Below are 14,980 nucleotides of genomic sequence, written 5' to 3' on the forward strand. Positions count from 1 at the left end.
GGCATCAGCGCCGGTGCGGCTGACGCACGCCTTCCACGCGATAGTGGCTGCCGCCCAAGTGCCTGAACATCAAACGGTAGGCGCCACGCCCGCGCGTCGCGGCATAACCGTGCAGGTCCGCCGACCACAGGCGATCTTCGTGCTGATGCCAGTGAATCGCGCCAAACCGACGTTCGCGCAGGTGGCTGAGGGTCAGTGCAATGCTGCGCCCGGCACGGCTACGGGGGTCGATATCGGCCACGGATGCGCTGTCGATGCGCATCACCGGCAGCGCGGCAGAGCTGGCCGAAGGCGTCATGCCCGGCACTGCGGCGCTGGACTGCCGGCCTCGGCGCACACGTCCGCCGCTCGCCGCCTGCGTCGTCGCGACGACCTCGAAGGTGCCGGCCCCCCCTTGCGCAGCGCCGGTGGAGGACAACGCCCGAGCGGAGCCACGCAACACGAGTGTGCTGAACCCCATGCGTCTCATCTCGGGGCCGGGGTTACGCGTATCCGTCAGCAAGGTATCGACCCGACCGGTTCTATCCACCGGCCCCACATAACCCAATACGCGGTCTTCCTTCACCGACAAATAAATCGAAACGCCCTCTTCACCATGGCGGCGCTCATACGCGAAGTTGACCAGCCGCTCTGTTTCTTGGTGGCTCAAACCCGCCTGCTGGGCCAAGTCGAGGGCCAGTTCCGTGACCGACCGGGCGAACTGTTGCTCGGCCTCCTCATCTGCCCTGGCCATGGCCTGGGGTTGCATTTCACGGTAACCGCGCAGACGACTGGCGCCGAACAACAGCCCTCCGATCAGCGCGCCCACGGCTGCGCCGCTGGCCGCGTCGCCGTGCAACGTCCCGGCACTCAATCCCATCAAGGCAAACAGCAACAGGATGATCAGCCCGCCCACTATGCGTGTGGTTTCCGCGGCGGCCGGCTGAAGGCCCATCACATCGACAAGCGTAACGGGGTTGTTATTGGCCATCAGGTAAGGGTTCGAGCCGTCGCCAGCGCCCGCCGGGTCGGGGTTGATCCAGCGCTGCAACCACGGCGCGTAGTAGCGAAAACCGTAATAGTACAAACCGCTGGCATCGCGCTCTTTGCCGCAATAACGCCGGCTTTTCTCGTGCCCCTCCAAGGCATTGCGCGACGCCCACCACGCCGTGCCGCCAAACGGAAAATAGCTCTCCTGGCTGAGCAACTGCGCCTGTTCGTCCAGCTCCAGCGTATGGCTGGATTGATGGTCCGTCAGGCAAAAGCGCAACGCTTCATGGCCGGCGCCCGCCTCCGGCCCCTGCTCCCATTGCAGCACCTCGACCGCGCACGGCCCCGCCTCGACGCGCAGCACATTCAACTGTCGGGACGGGCTGTGGCGGACCTCCAGGCCCGGCAAGTAATAGACTCGCGCCGTTTGCCGCTGCCCGGCGACTTGGCGATGGATAAGCTTGAGGGCGCGCTGACCATCGCTGGCATAGACGTAGGTTTCTTCATCGTCGGGCTCGGCCTCGCGTTGCACGAGGGTGACCTTGGCCAATTGGTTACGCACGTTCCAATGCATCGGCTGGCCCCGCGCCAACCATTGCTGGTTGCCATTGGCATCAAAACCCTGGGCCGAACTTTCGTCGCGCAGCCCACGGTTGCTGTTATCCGCCACCTGCAAGGTGCGTGTGTAACCGCTGCCAGTCGACGGCGCATGGCGCAACCGGGTCAGGTTGCCGGCGGCGTCGTACTCATAGCGCTGGGTGTAATTGCGCCACAGGCCGCTGTCGGTCGCGCCGAAAGACACTTGCGCCGGCAAACCCGGGCCGATGCTCGCCACCGCGCTTTCACGCCCCGTGGCCTGGATCAACTGGTACAGCGAATCGTAGGCATAGTGACTTGAGGCCTCGATTTGAGTATTGCTGTGCCACTGCGTCGGTTGCGCCTGATCCAGCAGGCTGACCACGTTGCCGACCGGGTCGTAGGCGTAGCGCAGGTCCTGCAAAAGCGCCGAAGTCTCCCCCGCGCGCTGCGCGGTCAAGCGTTGCAAGCGGCCATCCTCGACGCCGTAGTGCGCCTGGCGGCTCACCCCGTTGCCCAGCAGCGCCGATTCCACTTGGCCGGCGGCGTTATAAACGCAGCGCTTGATCAAGGCTTTGCGCGTGCCGTCCTTGAAACTGAGACTGCTTGTTTGCAATTGCCCGTCGGCGCCATACAGGAACTGCCGGCTATTGCCCCTGGCGTCGATCTGCTCCAGCGTGGCGCCCAATGCATCGAACCGCCAGCGCGTGGTGTAGGCCTGGTTTTGCAGGAGCCCATCCTGGGCGGCGGCGACCTGGGGCCAGTCGACGTCAGCGCCGAGCTGGCAAAAACGCCGGGTCTGGCTGAGCACCTGGCCCCCCATCCCGTACGCGTCAAACACCTGGGTGCCCGCCGGGTCGGCATGCCGCAGCAGGCGGCCATTGCGGTTCAAGGCGCGATGTTCTTCGGTAGGCGCGGCGTAGACCAGCCGCTCGACACAACGCGGTTGCGCATCCGTGGCGGCTTGCTCGAACACCGCCACCGGACGCAGCAGCGCATCGTACTCATGCCGCTGATGGGCGCCGCGCCCATCCCACGCCTGCACCACCTGCCCGGACGGCGCGGCCAGCAGCAGGCGCAGGCCGGCGTCCACGTCCTGACGCCGCACTACCGCGCCGGACAGGCTGTAGAGATAACGTTGGTTGGGTTGGGTTTGCAGGCGCGGGTCCCACTGCTCCAGCACAAAACCGTTGGCACTGTGGACAGCACGTCGCACGCGGGGCGTGGGCGCATCCTCGGCACTGGCACGGTGGTAAGCGACGTTGCGCACTGGCAGACCACGGGGGTCGAACGCCGTCAGCGAGGGGGTATTGCGATGAAGTGAAGCAGGCATGACTCATGACTCCAAGGACACAATGGTCACCTGAGCCTAGGGAGCCTGAACGGGGAGCGGCGGTAGCCGGGTATGTGGGCTTCAACCGGTCAACACCGGTTGAAGCCCGCCACATTACGCGTGCCCGCCAGCGCAGGTCGGCGAGGCCGGCGCTGCGTCGATGGTCGCCCATTCTTCGGGCGTGTAGGTGTGCAGCGCCAGCGCATGAAACTCGCTCATCAGGTCACCCAATGTGGCGTAGACCTTTTGATGGCGCTTGACGCGGTTAAGCCCGGCGAACTGCTGGCTGACCAACACGGCCTTGAAGTGGGTCTGCAACCCACGGCTGTGCATATGGCTTTCGTCCAGCACGCTCAGGTGATCCGGGGCCAGGGCGGCAAGCGCCGTTTCGATACGCTGTTGCATAGTCATTGCTGCTTACTTCTTCTTGGCCGGTGCGGCTTTTGGGGTCAGCTCGTTGGTCATGTCTTCCAACAGCTTGTTGACCACCGGTACGGCGCTTTCCAGTTTGGCCTGGGTCATCTGAGCCGATTGCTGGGTCAGCTGCGGCATTTTCTCCAGGACTTTCTTACCCAGCGGCGACTGGTAGAACGCGACCAGGTCCTTGAGTTCGGATTCGCTGAAATTGGTGGTGTAAAGCTTGACCATGTCCGGCTTGAGCTTCGGCCAACCGATGGCCTGGTCCAGGGCGGCATTGGCCTTGGCCTGGTAGCTGTCGAGCACCGATTGCTTGGCGGCGGGCGCCTTGGTCTGCTCGAAACGCTGGGCGAACATTTGCTGCACTTGCATGTACACCGGGGTACCCAGCTTGTCGGCATGGGCCAGGGTCAGGAAGGCTTCGGCACTGGCGTTGTGGCTGGCGGTATCGGCAAAAACCTGGCCGCTGGCGCAAACCAGAGCAACCGCGGTACAGATGGCACGAAGACGAGTCATCAAGTTTCCTTTCTAGCTGGCGAGGTAGAACCCCAAGGGCGACCATTCTGCGCCTAAAAAACCTCGCGGCTCAACCCCACCCCTTGTCAGGCCCGGTTTTGTGGGGCGCAGACGCCAGTGAAAAAAAGTTTGTGGAACCCATCTGCATGCCCAGGGCCTAAACTGACCTCTCTCGACTGGATAAGGAGGATGCACGATGAGCCGTATCGAAACCGACAGCCTGGGCGACGTAGAGGTGCCTGATGACGCCTACTGGGGTGCGCAGACCCAGCGCTCGCTGGTCAATTTCGCGATTGGCGAGCAACGCATGCCCCTGGCGGTTCTACATGCCCTGGCCCTGATCAAGAAAGCCGCGGCGCGGGTCAACGACCGAAATGGCGACTTGCCCGCCGACATCGCGCGCCTGATCGAACAGGCCGCCGATGAGGTGCTCGACGGTCAACACGACGATCAATTCCCCCTGGTGGTGTGGCAGACCGGCAGCGGCACCCAGAGCAACATGAACGCTAACGAAGTCATCGCCGGCCGCGCTAACGAGCTGTCCGGCAAGACCCGTGGCGGCAAGAGCCCGGTCCACCCCAACGACCATGTGAACCGCTCGCAAAGCTCCAACGACTGCTTCCCCACAGCCATGAGCATCGCCACCGTGCAGGCGGTGCATCAACAACTGTTACCGGCGATCACCTACCTGTCCGGCGGCTTGGCGGAACTCTCGGCGCGGCATATGAACCTGGTGAAGACCGGCCGCACCCATATGATGGACGCCACGCCGATCACCTTCGGTCAGGAAATCTCGGCGTTCATCGCCCAGCTCGACTATGCCGAAAGAGCTATCCGCAGCGCCCTGCCCGCCGTGTGCGAGCTGGCCCAAGGCGGTACGGCCGTGGGCACCGGGCTCAATTCCCCTCAGGGGTTCGGCGAGGCAATGGCTTCCGAGCTGGCGGCGCTGTCCGGGTTGCCGTTCGTTACCGCGCCCAACAAGTTTGCCGCGCTGTCCGGCCATGAGCCCCTGGTGACCTTGCACGGTGCGCTGAAAACCCTGGCCGTGGCGCTGATGAAGATTGCCAACGACCTGCGCCTGCTGGGCTCCGGCCCGCGCGCCGGGCTGGCCGAGGTGAAACTGCCGGCCAACGAACCGGGCAGTTCGATCATGCCGGGCAAGGTCAACCCCACTCAGTGCGAAGCGTTGTCGATGCTGGCGTGCCAGGTGCTGGGCAACGACGTGACCATCGGCATCGCAGCAAGCCAAGGGCACTTGCAGTTGAACGTGTACAAGCCGGTGATCATCCACAACCTGCTCGAATCGATCCGCCTGCTGGCCGATGGCTGCAACAACTTCCAGGAGCATTGCATCGCCGGGCTTGAACCGGATGCTGGGCAGATGGCCGAGCACCTGGAACGCGGTTTGATGCTGGTTACTGCGCTCAACCCGCATATCGGCTACGACAAGTCGGCGCAGATCGCCAAGAAAGCGTACGCCGAGGGCCTGACGCTACGGCAAGCGGCGCTGGACCTGGGCTACCTCACCGACGCCGAGTTCGACCAGTGGGTGCGCCCGGAAAACATGCTGGAGGCGGGGCATTAAGGCGCCATGCGCAATCGCCGGGCCTTGAGCCCGGCGAACAAGGACGGCGCCAGGGCAACCGCCGCCGAGCCCAATACCACCACCACCGCGCCGAAATAGCCGAGGGCGTTGATCTCTTCGGCCTGCACATAGTCGGGCCACAGCCACGCCGCCAGCGCCACCGCGACGAAGGTCACCAAGGGCGTGAGCGCCAGGGTCGCGCTGACCCGCGACGCCTCCCAATGGGCCAGGGCTTCTGCGAACGCGCCATATGCCACCAGGGTGTTCATGCAGCACGCCAGCAGCAGCCAGCCTTGCAGCGGGCTCAGTTGCAGGGCTTCCAGCGGATGCGCCCAGGGGGTCAGCAGCACGGCGCAGCAGAGGTAAATCACCATCATCACCTGCAACGAGTTCCACACCGTGAGCAACTGCTTTTGGCCCAGTGCGTAGAACACCCAGATGGAGGTGGCGAGCAGCACCGTCAGTACACCGGCGGTATAGGCGCCGAGGGAGGTAAGCAACTCCGTCAGCCGCTGGTTGAAGAACAGCCCGAACCCGACGATCAGCACCACCAGGCCAATCACCTGGCCCAGGCTGAAGCGTTCTTTGAACACAAACACACTGGCGATCATCAGAAAGATCGGACCCATCTGCACCACTAATTGCGCCGTGCCGGGGCTGAGCAGCTTGAGGCCCACCAAATACAACACGTAGTTGCCCACCAGGCCGCACACCGCCATGGCCACCAGCCAACCGCCCTTGGGGCCCAACACCTTGCGACTGGGCAAGCGCTTGGTGGCGGCCAGGTAAACAAACAGGCAACTGCCGGCCACCGTCAGGCGAAACCAGGTCACCGTGATCGGGTCCATCACTTGCAATACTTGCTTGAGTTTGATCGGCAAAATGCCCCAGAGCAGCGCGGTCAGCAGGGTCAGGAAGAAACCGTAGACCCAGCGGCCGGAAGAGATATGCATGAGTGCCCCAAAAAATGCCAGAGGTGGAGGAGCGGCCATTCTAGGGGCAAGCGCACGCATAGGGATACGGTGCTGTTTAACAGTGGGAGAGGTCTCGCCCCTCCCACCTGTGGCTTAGCGCACGGCTTCGAACAAGCCGGTGGCGCCCATGCCGCCGCCCACGCACATGGTGACGATGCCGTAACGCAGGTTGCGCCGTTGCAGCTCACGCACCAGATGCCCCACTTGCCGCGAGCCTGTCATGCCGAACGGATGACCGATGGAGATCGATCCACCGTTGACGTTGTATTTGGCGTTATCGATTTCCAGGCGATCCCGTGCGTACAGGCACTGCGAAGCGAACGCCTCATTGAGTTCCCACAGGTCGATGTCCGCCACTTGCAGGCCCTTGGCCTTGAGCAACTTGGGCACCGAGAACACCGGGCCGATGCCCATTTCGTCCGGCTCGCAACCGGCAACGGCGAAGCCGCGGAAAAACGCCTTGGGCTTGAGCCCCAGCTCCAGGGCCTTGTCCAGGCTCATCACCAGGGTCATCGAGGCACCGTCGGAGAGTTGCGAGGAGTTGCCCGCCGTCACCGATCCGTCTTCGGCAAATACCGGTTTCAACCCGGCCAGGCTCTCCAGGGTGGTGTCGGGACGGTTGCAGTCGTCACGGTCGACCACGCCGTCAAGGATCTGCACCGCGCCGGTGTTTTTGTCTTCGACTTTGTACTTGACCGCCATGGCCACGATTTCATCGTCGAACAAGCCGTCCGCCTGGGCCTGGGCCGTACGTTGCTGGCTTTGCAGGGCGTAGAGGTCCTGGGCTTCGCGGCTGACGTGGTAGCGCCGCGCGACGATCTCGGCGGTCTGGCCCATGGGGAAGTAGATGCCCGGCACTTGCTCCTTGAGCAGCGGGTTGATCAGGTTATCGGTGTTGACGCTTTTCATGGTCAGGCTGATGGACTCCACGCCGCCGGCAACGATGATGTCGCTGCAGCCGGAAGCGATCTGGTTGGCCGCGATCGCGATCGCCTGCAGCCCCGAGGAACAGAAGCGGTTGAGGGTCATGCCTGCCGTGCCGGTGCCCAATTGCGAGAGCACCGCCACATTGCGCCCGATGTTGTAGCCCTGGGCGCCCTCGTTGGAACCGGCACCGACGATGCAGTCTTCCACACTGGCCGGGTCGAGGCCGTTGCGGCTCAGCAGCGCGTTGACGCAATGGGCCGCCATGTCATCGGGACGGGTCTGGTTGAACTTGCCGCGAAAGGACTTGGCCAGGCCGGTTCGCACGCTGTCAACGATCACTACTTCACGCATGGGCTACCTCGATCTTGTCATTGTTGGGAGATGGATCGAGGATAGATCCGCACCTGCCAGACCGCGATGATCATTCATCCGGCGTATGCAAAAGCATGGCTCGGCGGGGGCGCTGGGGAGGTGATAAGCCAGGTTTTATGGTGAAGGGAATTTTGGCGTGGATAGACTTATTGTGGTGAGGGGGCCAGTTGTGGTGAGCGGGCTTGTCGAATCGTCGCACCGCCCGCGCTGGGCTACGAAGCAGCCCCAAAACCAGGCACCTCGGAGGATCAGCTGACACCGTATTCCAAGGATTGGGGCCGCTGCGCAGCCCAGCGCAGGGCAAGCCTGCTCACCACAAAAAACCTGCTCACCATAACTGGCTCCTCACAACAACATCCCCCTTCTCCACAGCAAGCCCCTCACCATACAGGGCCCCTCACCACGGCAGGTCCCTTCACCACGACAGTCCGGTCTGTCATACAAGGGGATTATTTTTTGGTCTTTTTATCGTGCTTTTCGGACTGGGCGAACGCTTCCTCCAACGCGCGGTTGATGGTGCGCAGCACCTTGACCCGCGCCCAGCGCTTGTCATTGGCCTCCACCAATGTCCACGCCGACACTTCGGTGCTGGTGCGGTCGACCATATCGCCCACGGCGGTGCGGTAGTCGTCCCACTTGTCGCGGTTGCGCCAGTCGTCTTCGGTGATTTTGAAGCGTTTGAATGGGATCGACTCGCGCGCCTGGAAGCGCTCCAGTTGGGTGTCCTTGTCGATGGCCAGCCAGAACTTGACCACGATCACCCCGGCATCGCGCAGTTGCTCTTCGAAATCGTTGATCTCGCCATAGGCGCGCATCCAGTCCGCCGAGGTGCAGAAGCCTTCGATACGCTCCACCAGCACGCGGCCGTACCATGAGCGGTCGAACACGGTGAACATGCCGCGCGCCGGGATTTTCTGCCAGAAGCGCCACAGGTACGGCTGGGCTCGTTCGTCTTCGCTCGGCGCGGCAATCGGCACGATGTGGTACTGGCGCGGGTCCAGCGCCGCCGCCACGCGACGGATGGCGCCGCCCTTGCCCGCCGCATCGTTGCCTTCGAACACCGTGACCAGCGCGTGCTTGCGCATGCGTTTGTCGCGCATCAAACCGGAGAGGCGCGCCTGCTCGGTGATTAGCTGTTCTTCGTAATCGTCTTTGTCCAGGCGCAATGTCATGTCGAGGCTGTCGAGCAGGCTCTTGCGGTCCACCGAGGCCACCAGCGGCGCGGGGTTCATGCCGCTGCTCCTGGCCTTGGCCATTTTCAGAGCGTTTTGCAAGCCTTCGAGGAGGATCTTGCCCACGGTCAGGCCACGGTAATACGGGTCGACCCCTTCGATCACATGCCAGGGCGCATAGTCGCGGCTGGTGCGGCGCAGCACGCGCTCACCGAAATGCACGAACTTGTCGTAGGTTTGGGACTGTTGCCAGTCCAGCGGGCTGATGCGCCAGCTGTGCAGCGGGTCGTCGGCCAGGGCCTTGAGCCGCGCCTTCATTTGCTTCTTGGAGAGGTGGAACCAGAACTTGAAGATCAGCGCGCCTTCGTCGCAGAGCATTTTTTCCAAACGTTCGGCGCCGGCGATGGCCTGGTCGAGCCGGGCATTCTTGATCTGGCCGTGTACGCGGCCTTGCAGCATCTGGCTATACCAGTTGCCGAAAAACACGCCCATGCGGCCCTTGGCAGGCAGTTGGCGCCAGTAGCGCCAGGCCGGTGGGCGCGCCAGTTCTTCGTCGGTCTGCTGATCGAAGGTGCGCACCTCAATCAGGCGCGGGTCCATCCACTCGTTGAGCAATTTGACCGTTTCACCCTTGCCCGCCCCTTCTATACCGTTGATCAGCACGATTACCGGGAAGCGTTTTTGCTGATGCAGTTCGTACTGCACCTCCAGCAAGGCTTCGCGCAGGGCCGGGACTTCGGCGTCGTAGGTGGCTTTGTCGATGGCGTGACCGATTTCGGCAGATTCGAACATGGGCGGCTCCGTTCCAGAAGTGAGCAAGACTAGCGGATTGGGCAACGCCGTGCGGAAGGAAATTCAACGCGCCCTTGCCGTGGGTCAATTCAAATGAGGTTGATCGGCTAGAATGGCCGCCTTGCTTTCGCCTGCTTAGTTACGAGCCGCCCATGACCCCCGTATCGCCCAACGCCCAGCTCGACTGGGACGCAGAAGGTCGCCCGCATTCGCGGGTGTTCGACGACGTGTATTTCTCCGACCAATCGGGCCTGGAAGAAACCCGCTACGTGTTTCTGGAACAGAACCGCCTGCGCGAACGCTTCGCCGCCCTCAAACCTGGGGAGCGCCTGGTCATCGGTGAAACCGGCTTCGGCACCGGCTTGAATTTTCTCTGCGCCTGGCAGTTGTTCGAGCAGCACGCCTGTGCCGACGCGCGCCTGCACTTTATCAGCGTGGAAAAATACCCCCTCACCCACGCCGACCTGCAACGCGCCCTCGCCCTCTGGCCGCAGCTGCAACCGTTCGCCGCGCGTTTGCTGGCGCAGTACCACGCCATCCATCCCGGTTTTCAACGACTGCTGCTGGACAGCGGCCGCGTGACCTTGACCCTGCTGATCGGCGATGCCATGGAGCAATTGCCGCAACTGGACGCCCAGGTCGACGCCTGGTTTCTCGACGGGTTCGCCCCGGCCAAGAACCCCGACATGTGGACCGCCGAGTTGTTCGCCGAACTGGCGCGGCTGGCGGCCCCTGGCTCTACCATCAGCACCTTCACCAGCACCGGCTGGGTGCGACGCTTGATCAATGCCGCCGGGTTCAAGATGAAACGCACGCCAGGTATCGGGCATAAATGGGAGATCCTGCGCGGCGAGTTTCTCGGCTGGCCGGCCGACACAGCGGCGCCAGCACCGATCAAACCCTGGTTCGCGCGCCCCGCGCCGGTCCACGGCGAACGCAGCGCGTTGGTGATCGGCGGCGGCCTGGCCGGTTGCACCACCGCCGCCAGCCTCGCCGCGCGCGGTTGGCGCGTGCAATTGCTGGAGCGCCACGCGGGCCTGGCCGAGGAAGCCTCGGGCAATCCTCAGGGTGTGCTGTACCTCAAGTTATCGGCCCACGGCACCGCGTTGTCGCAGTTGATCCTCAGCGGGTTCGGCCACACCCGGCGCCTGCTCGAACACCTGCACCGTGGCGTCGACTGGGACGGCTGCGGCGTACTGCAACTGGCCTTCAACGCCAAGGAAGCCGAACGCCAGGCCCAACTGGCAGCGGCGTTCAGCCCGACGCTGCTGCATGTATTGGACCCGGCCCAGGCCCAGGCCCGGGCCGGGGTGGCATTGGAACACGGGGGGTTGTTCTTCCCCGAAGGCGGCTGGGTCCACCCGCCGGCGCTGTGCGAATGGCAGGCGCGGCACCCGTTGATCGAGGTGTTACAACACCGTGACGTGCTGGCGCTGCAACAGGTCCAAGGCCAGTGGCAGGCCCTCGACGGCGATACCGTATTGGCCAGCGCCAGCGTGGTGGTGCTGGCCGGCGCCGCCGAAATCAAGCGCTTCCCGGCCAGCGCCGAACTGCCGCTCAAACGCATTCGCGGGCAAATCACCCGCTTGCCGCAGACCGTCGCCAGCCAAGCCCTGGCCACCGTGGTCTGCGCCGAGGGCTACGTGGCTCCACCGCGTTTGGGCGAGCACACCCTGGGAGCCAGCTTCGATTTCAAGAGCGACGACCTGGCGCCGACGCACGCCGAACACCTGGGCAACCTGGACATGCTGCGGGAGATCTCCGAAGACCTCACGCAGCGCCTGAACGCCGACCAACTGCCCGTCGAACAGCTGCAAGGCCGCGCCGCGTTCCGTTGCACCAGCCCCGACTACCTGCCGATCGTCGGGCCACTGGCCGAGCGCGACGCGTTCGACCAGGCCTACGCCGCCCTGCGCAAGGATGCACGCCAGATCCCCGCCACTGCCTGCCCGTGGCTCGACGGTCTGTACATCAACAGCGGCCATGGCTCGCGCGGTTTGGTCACGGCGCCGCTGTGCGCGGAACTGCTGGCGGCCTGGCTGGATAACGAACCGTTGCCACTGCCGCGCAGCGTGGCCGAAGCCTGCCATCCGAACCGTTTCGCCTTGCGCACGCTGATTCGCGGCAGCGGCGCGTCATAACCCCAGCCACCCTGAGCTGCCACCCCCACCGCGCGGCCAATCAAGGCCGCGTGGGCCGACAAGGCCCATTGCCTTATAACGTATTGTTCTAAAACTCCCACAATCTGCTCGGGTCAGTCTCTGGGTACCCGCCGTTTTGGCGCGCGGTACTTCTATCCCTCCCCAACGGAAAAACCGGTAAGGAATTTATGTGCGGATTAGCTGGTGTATTCCAAAGGCGCTAGACAAGGGGTTTCAGCGCCTTCTGAGACCCCTGATAGGCCCTCAAGGGAACATCTGTTGGTACAAAAATTGGTACGAGCTGCATCCCTCCCCGGCGTCCTGCCGACGAACACCACTCCAAAATCTGATACGCCTCGATTACTGTACGTGCATACAGTATCGAGTAAGCATCATGGAAATCGACGAAGACACCTGCGACTGGCTGGGCCTGCCCACGCCCCTAGAAATGTACAAGCAGCACTGCCGCATCCTGGAGAACGAGATTCAGGAGCTGAACCTTCAGCTCCGTAAAGCCCGGGCGGATGTGTTCTGCATCAGCCAGACGCTACTGGAGGTGCAGGCAAAAAACGCCGAGTTCGCCGGGTATCTGCGCCAGCGCGGCGCCGAGGCGGCAGCCATGCGTAAAGAGATCGCCCAACTCACCATTGCAAAAAACGTGAATCAGCGCGAATTGGTCGAATTCAGAAAGCGGCTTGGCCTGCCTATCGGGATATTGTCCTGACGTAAGCCTGGCAAGCTCGCAACGCAATTATGGCGTTATCCCCGTCACCGGTGATGGCGATAATTCTTTGAGCATGCGCTGGGTCAAGAAAACATCGCGATTTAGGCGCACGGAATAATGCTTGCATTTAAATTTGACATGCTTGCATAAAAATTAGAGGATGCAAGCATAGCAGAGCTGGAGTGCAAGCATGTCTGAACCAACTGGCAAGGCAAAGGGTGGCGTAGCAAGAGCAAAATCGTTGACGCCAGAGGAGCGATCTGAGATCGCTCAAAAAGCAGCAAAAACGAGATGGGATGCAAAATATAAAGCTACGCACACTGGCGAACTGCATCTGGGAGATTTGGTGCTTCCCTGCGCAGTTCTGCCAGACGGCTCCCGCGTCCTTTCGCAGCGCGGGGTTGGCCGCGCTCTTGGTAAAACATATGGGGGTATGGACTTCAAGTACGCGGATGAGGAGCCCGGTGGAAAATTACCCTTTTTCCTTGCTGCTAAGACGCTAGCACCCTTTATTTCTGGCGAATTGCTGGCGGTGGTTACTGAACCGATTATTTACCATCAAAACGGTGCCGTCGCCCATGGCATTAGCGCTACAGCCCTACCACAGATTTGCGAAGTCTGGCTCAAGGCCCGGGAAGCTGGAGCCCTTACAAAACCACAGTTGCCAATAGCCGCCCGCGCAGAGATTATTATTCGCGGTCTTGCCCACGTCGGCATCACGGCCCTTGTCGATGAAGCTACTGGATATCAGGAGGTTCGCGACAAACAAGCACTTCAGGCGATTCTTGATCAATATTTACGTAAAGAGCTTGCTGCATGGGCCAAGCGGTTTCCCGACGAGTTTTACAATCAGATGTTTAGGCTCAAGGGCTGGCAGCGCAAAGACTTGAGCTCTCCGTCGCGCCGACCTGGTGCTGCAGGGATGTATACAAATGACATCGTGTACGAACGTCTGGCGCCTGGAATTCTTCAGGAACTTGAAGTTCGCAATCCAAAGGATGCGAAAGGTAACCGCAAAGGCAAGCACCACCAGATGCTCACCGAAGACGTAGGCCATCCAGCTCTAGCTCAACACGTTCACGCGCTAATCGCCTTGATGCGCGCATCTTCCAGTTGGGACCAGTTTATGCTGATGCTAAATACCGCGTTCCCTAAGAAGAATGACACTCTCATGCTCGACCTGCAGCCAGCAAAGGATTGATTTATTTGCCATCTGTCCCGATCGCCTGATAGCTCCGCTCGCACGCCTTCCCGGCTATTCGGGCTCGGTCATACGCCGCCGCCAGCTCTCCCGCTCTTTTGTCAGCCCGCTGGAACAGGTCGGAGAGCACCATTGCGGCGCGGGTGGCTGACGCGCCTCGCTCGGCAGCTCCGGGATTGCCGCAGGCAGTGGCGGCAAACTTACCGGCTTCGACGTGCAGCCGGTCGCCAGCAGCATCAGCGGTGCCAGCATCCACAGTTGCAGCCTTGATTTGTTCTCGCGCATCTCTTGCTTCCTTATTCACTGCAGACTGCCGGCGTTGTTCTTCTTCTCTGGCCACGCGCCCAGCCTCGCTGATGGCAAGCGCCTGGGCCTCGCCCATTACCGCCAGCTTCTTGCCCAAGCGCCAGTCCTGCACCTGCCAGGTGACTCCCGCAGCACCAGCCATCAGCAGCAAGATCAGCACCGCCAGGCCTGCAAGCTTCTGCACCGGCGTCATGCCAGCACCTTCAGCGCCTTTTCGTACAGCGCCTGGCGGTCGGCCAACCCGTTCACGCCCCCATTTATACGTCGAGTAATCTTCACGAACTCCCCTTGATCCGCCAGCGTATTCAGTCCGCGCGTCGACCAGAACCACGCCGCCGACATTGACGCGTTCTGTGGCAGCTCGAGCAGCTCCGGCTTGTTGATCAGGTCCAGGCCCAGGGCTTCACCGCAGGCGGCGTAGTTCGACCGCCCGGTGACCTGAATCAGGCCTCGGCCCCGGTACCTGGAGCCGTCACCCTTCACGGTGTTGCCCAGGTCGGAACGGCCTTCATAGCCGGCCTGCTGCGCGGTGGGCCCCCAGATCTCGCGCACATAGCGCAACTGGCCGGACTCATGCCCGACCTGTGCAATGAACGCCGCCACGCGCGCTGTGCCCACGATACCGTAGCGGCTCATGGCCGTGTTTAAAGCAGGAACAAAAACGCCGGCTTGGCGGCCGGCGTTCGGGAGGATCTGCAGCAGTTGCTGCTCAGTTATGGGCATGGCTTTCTCCGGGCACAAAAAAGCCCGCTCAGTGGCGGGTGGCTGTGATCGAGGTCAGTTAAGCGGGCGCCACGGGCCATTCAATGGCATCTGGAAACTGCGGCTGCTCGATAACGCGGCTAAGCGCTACACGGTATTTTTTCCACGACTTGAGGGCGGCGAGGTCTGCGTCCGTGGCTTCGTCGACATCTACGGCGTCTTGGAGTGGCGCGATCGCATAGTCTGCAACGCTCCGCAAGCGGTTGAGCTCCG

Annotated in this window: 13 protein-coding genes and 1 pseudogene; 4 read left to right on the top strand and 10 right to left on the bottom strand. The window is 62.4% G+C overall.

Annotated elements, in window-relative coordinates; translation table 11 throughout:
* Window positions 1-4: 4 nt before the first annotated feature.
* From YA0848_RS23795 to YA0848_RS23805, 3 genes are all read right to left on the bottom strand, one after another.
* Window positions 5-2,878: an RHS repeat-associated core domain-containing protein gene (locus tag YA0848_RS23795; protein ID WP_169902380.1), complete on the bottom strand. Its 2,874-nt coding sequence runs from the start codon at window positions 2,876-2,878 to the stop codon at window positions 5-7.
* A 114-nt stretch (window positions 2,879-2,992) separates the two neighbouring features.
* On the bottom strand, window positions 2,993-3,289 hold the full coding sequence (locus YA0848_RS23800; protein WP_034099304.1) for a BolA family protein: 297 nt from the start codon (window positions 3,287-3,289) through the stop codon (window positions 2,993-2,995).
* 6 nt (window positions 3,290-3,295) lie between these two features.
* A complete protein-coding gene (locus YA0848_RS23805) occupies window positions 3,296-3,811 on the bottom strand; it encodes a DUF2059 domain-containing protein (protein WP_032885944.1) in 516 nt (171 codons plus the stop codon).
* Between the two features lie 196 nt (window positions 3,812-4,007).
* On the opposite strand from YA0848_RS23805, the gene YA0848_RS23810 reads away from it, so the two are divergent.
* On the top strand, window positions 4,008-5,396 hold the full coding sequence (locus YA0848_RS23810) for a class II fumarate hydratase (protein ID WP_034099307.1): 1,389 nt from the start codon (window positions 4,008-4,010) through the stop codon (window positions 5,394-5,396).
* Here YA0848_RS23810 and YA0848_RS23815 read toward each other — a convergent pair.
* From YA0848_RS23815 to pap, 3 genes are all read right to left on the bottom strand, one after another.
* A complete protein-coding gene (locus tag YA0848_RS23815; protein WP_034099309.1) occupies window positions 5,393-6,349 on the bottom strand; it encodes a DMT family transporter in 957 nt (318 codons plus the stop codon). The genes YA0848_RS23810 and YA0848_RS23815 overlap by 4 nt on opposite strands.
* 114 nt (window positions 6,350-6,463) lie before the next feature.
* Window positions 6,464-7,648, bottom strand: coding sequence for a thiolase family protein (locus YA0848_RS23820; RefSeq protein WP_034114632.1), 1,185 nt, complete (start codon window positions 7,646-7,648; stop codon window positions 6,464-6,466).
* Window positions 7,649-8,118: 470 nt separating this feature from the next.
* Window positions 8,119-9,633: a polyphosphate:AMP phosphotransferase gene (gene pap / locus YA0848_RS23825; protein WP_034099313.1), complete on the bottom strand. Its 1,515-nt coding sequence runs from the start codon at window positions 9,631-9,633 to the stop codon at window positions 8,119-8,121.
* Window positions 9,634-9,785: 152 nt separating this feature from the next.
* Here pap and mnmC point away from each other — a divergent pair, with 152 nt between their 5' ends.
* Both mnmC and YA0848_RS23835 read left to right on the top strand, forming a co-directional pair.
* Entirely contained in the window at window positions 9,786-11,774 is a 1,989-nt protein-coding gene (gene mnmC / locus YA0848_RS23830) for a bifunctional tRNA (5-methylaminomethyl-2-thiouridine)(34)-methyltransferase MnmD/FAD-dependent 5-carboxymethylaminomethyl-2-thiouridine(34) oxidoreductase MnmC (protein ID WP_034099315.1), read from the top strand.
* A 394-nt stretch (window positions 11,775-12,168) separates the two neighbouring features.
* Complete coding sequence (locus tag YA0848_RS23835; protein WP_169868975.1) at window positions 12,169-12,498, top strand: hypothetical protein; 330 nt, start codon at window positions 12,169-12,171, stop codon at window positions 12,496-12,498.
* On the opposite strand, the pseudogene YA0848_RS36145 reads toward YA0848_RS23835, so the two are convergent.
* Window positions 12,479-12,607: pseudogene (locus YA0848_RS36145) on the bottom strand (lysis protein); the annotation flags it as partial. The gene YA0848_RS23835 and the pseudogene YA0848_RS36145 overlap by 20 nt on opposite strands.
* A gap of 81 nt (window positions 12,608-12,688) precedes the next feature.
* Between YA0848_RS36145 and YA0848_RS23840 the strand changes: the two are divergent.
* Complete coding sequence (locus YA0848_RS23840) at window positions 12,689-13,699, top strand: P63C domain-containing protein (protein WP_169869134.1); 1,011 nt, start codon at window positions 12,689-12,691, stop codon at window positions 13,697-13,699.
* A 1-nt stretch (window position 13,700) separates the two neighbouring features.
* Here the strand turns inward: YA0848_RS23840 and YA0848_RS23845 are convergent, their stop codons facing one another.
* From YA0848_RS23845 to YA0848_RS36150, 3 genes are all read right to left on the bottom strand, one after another.
* Entirely contained in the window at window positions 13,701-14,198 is a 498-nt protein-coding gene (locus YA0848_RS23845; protein ID WP_184315680.1) for a DUF2514 family protein, read from the bottom strand.
* Window positions 14,195-14,728, bottom strand: a complete 534-nt coding sequence (locus tag YA0848_RS23850; RefSeq protein ID WP_184315682.1) for a glycoside hydrolase family 19 protein — start codon at window positions 14,726-14,728, stop codon at window positions 14,195-14,197. Before YA0848_RS23850 ends, YA0848_RS23845 begins: the two co-directional genes overlap by 4 nt.
* Before the next feature lie 58 nt (window positions 14,729-14,786).
* A partial coding sequence (locus YA0848_RS36150) for a tail fiber assembly protein (RefSeq protein WP_232925170.1) occupies window positions 14,787-14,980 on the bottom strand: 194 nt, incomplete at its 5' end.

It is taken from the genome of Pseudomonas sp. S4_EA_1b, assembly GCF_016307435.1.
Classification (GTDB): Bacteria; Pseudomonadota; Gammaproteobacteria; order Pseudomonadales; family Pseudomonadaceae; genus Aquipseudomonas; species Aquipseudomonas rhodesiae.

Excerpts from the sequence above, each read along its gene's own strand:
- YA0848_RS23835 (WP_169868975.1), top strand. The coding sequence starts at position 12,169 with ATGGAAATCGACGAAGACACCTGCGACTGGCTGGGCCTGCCCACGCCC.
- YA0848_RS23810 (WP_034099307.1), top strand. The coding sequence starts at position 4,008 with ATGAGCCGTATCGAAACCGACAGCCTGGGCGACGTAGAGGTGCCTGAT.
- YA0848_RS23795 (WP_169902380.1), bottom strand. The coding sequence starts at position 2,878 with ATGCCTGCTTCACTTCATCGCAATACCCCCTCGCTGACGGCGTTCGAC.
- YA0848_RS23820 (WP_034114632.1), bottom strand. The coding sequence starts at position 7,648 with ATGCGTGAAGTAGTGATCGTTGACAGCGTGCGAACCGGCCTGGCCAAG.
- YA0848_RS23800 (WP_034099304.1), bottom strand. The coding sequence starts at position 3,289 with ATGACTATGCAACAGCGTATCGAAACGGCGCTTGCCGCCCTGGCCCCG.
- mnmC (WP_034099315.1), top strand. The coding sequence starts at position 9,786 with ATGACCCCCGTATCGCCCAACGCCCAGCTCGACTGGGACGCAGAAGGT.
- pap (WP_034099313.1), bottom strand. The coding sequence starts at position 9,633 with ATGTTCGAATCTGCCGAAATCGGTCACGCCATCGACAAAGCCACCTAC.
- YA0848_RS23840 (WP_169869134.1), top strand. The coding sequence starts at position 12,689 with ATGTCTGAACCAACTGGCAAGGCAAAGGGTGGCGTAGCAAGAGCAAAA.
- YA0848_RS23850 (WP_184315682.1), bottom strand. The coding sequence starts at position 14,728 with ATGCCCATAACTGAGCAGCAACTGCTGCAGATCCTCCCGAACGCCGGC.
- YA0848_RS23815 (WP_034099309.1), bottom strand. The coding sequence starts at position 6,349 with ATGCATATCTCTTCCGGCCGCTGGGTCTACGGTTTCTTCCTGACCCTG.
- YA0848_RS23845 (WP_184315680.1), bottom strand. The coding sequence starts at position 14,198 with ATGACGCCGGTGCAGAAGCTTGCAGGCCTGGCGGTGCTGATCTTGCTG.
- YA0848_RS23805 (WP_032885944.1), bottom strand. The coding sequence starts at position 3,811 with ATGACTCGTCTTCGTGCCATCTGTACCGCGGTTGCTCTGGTTTGCGCC.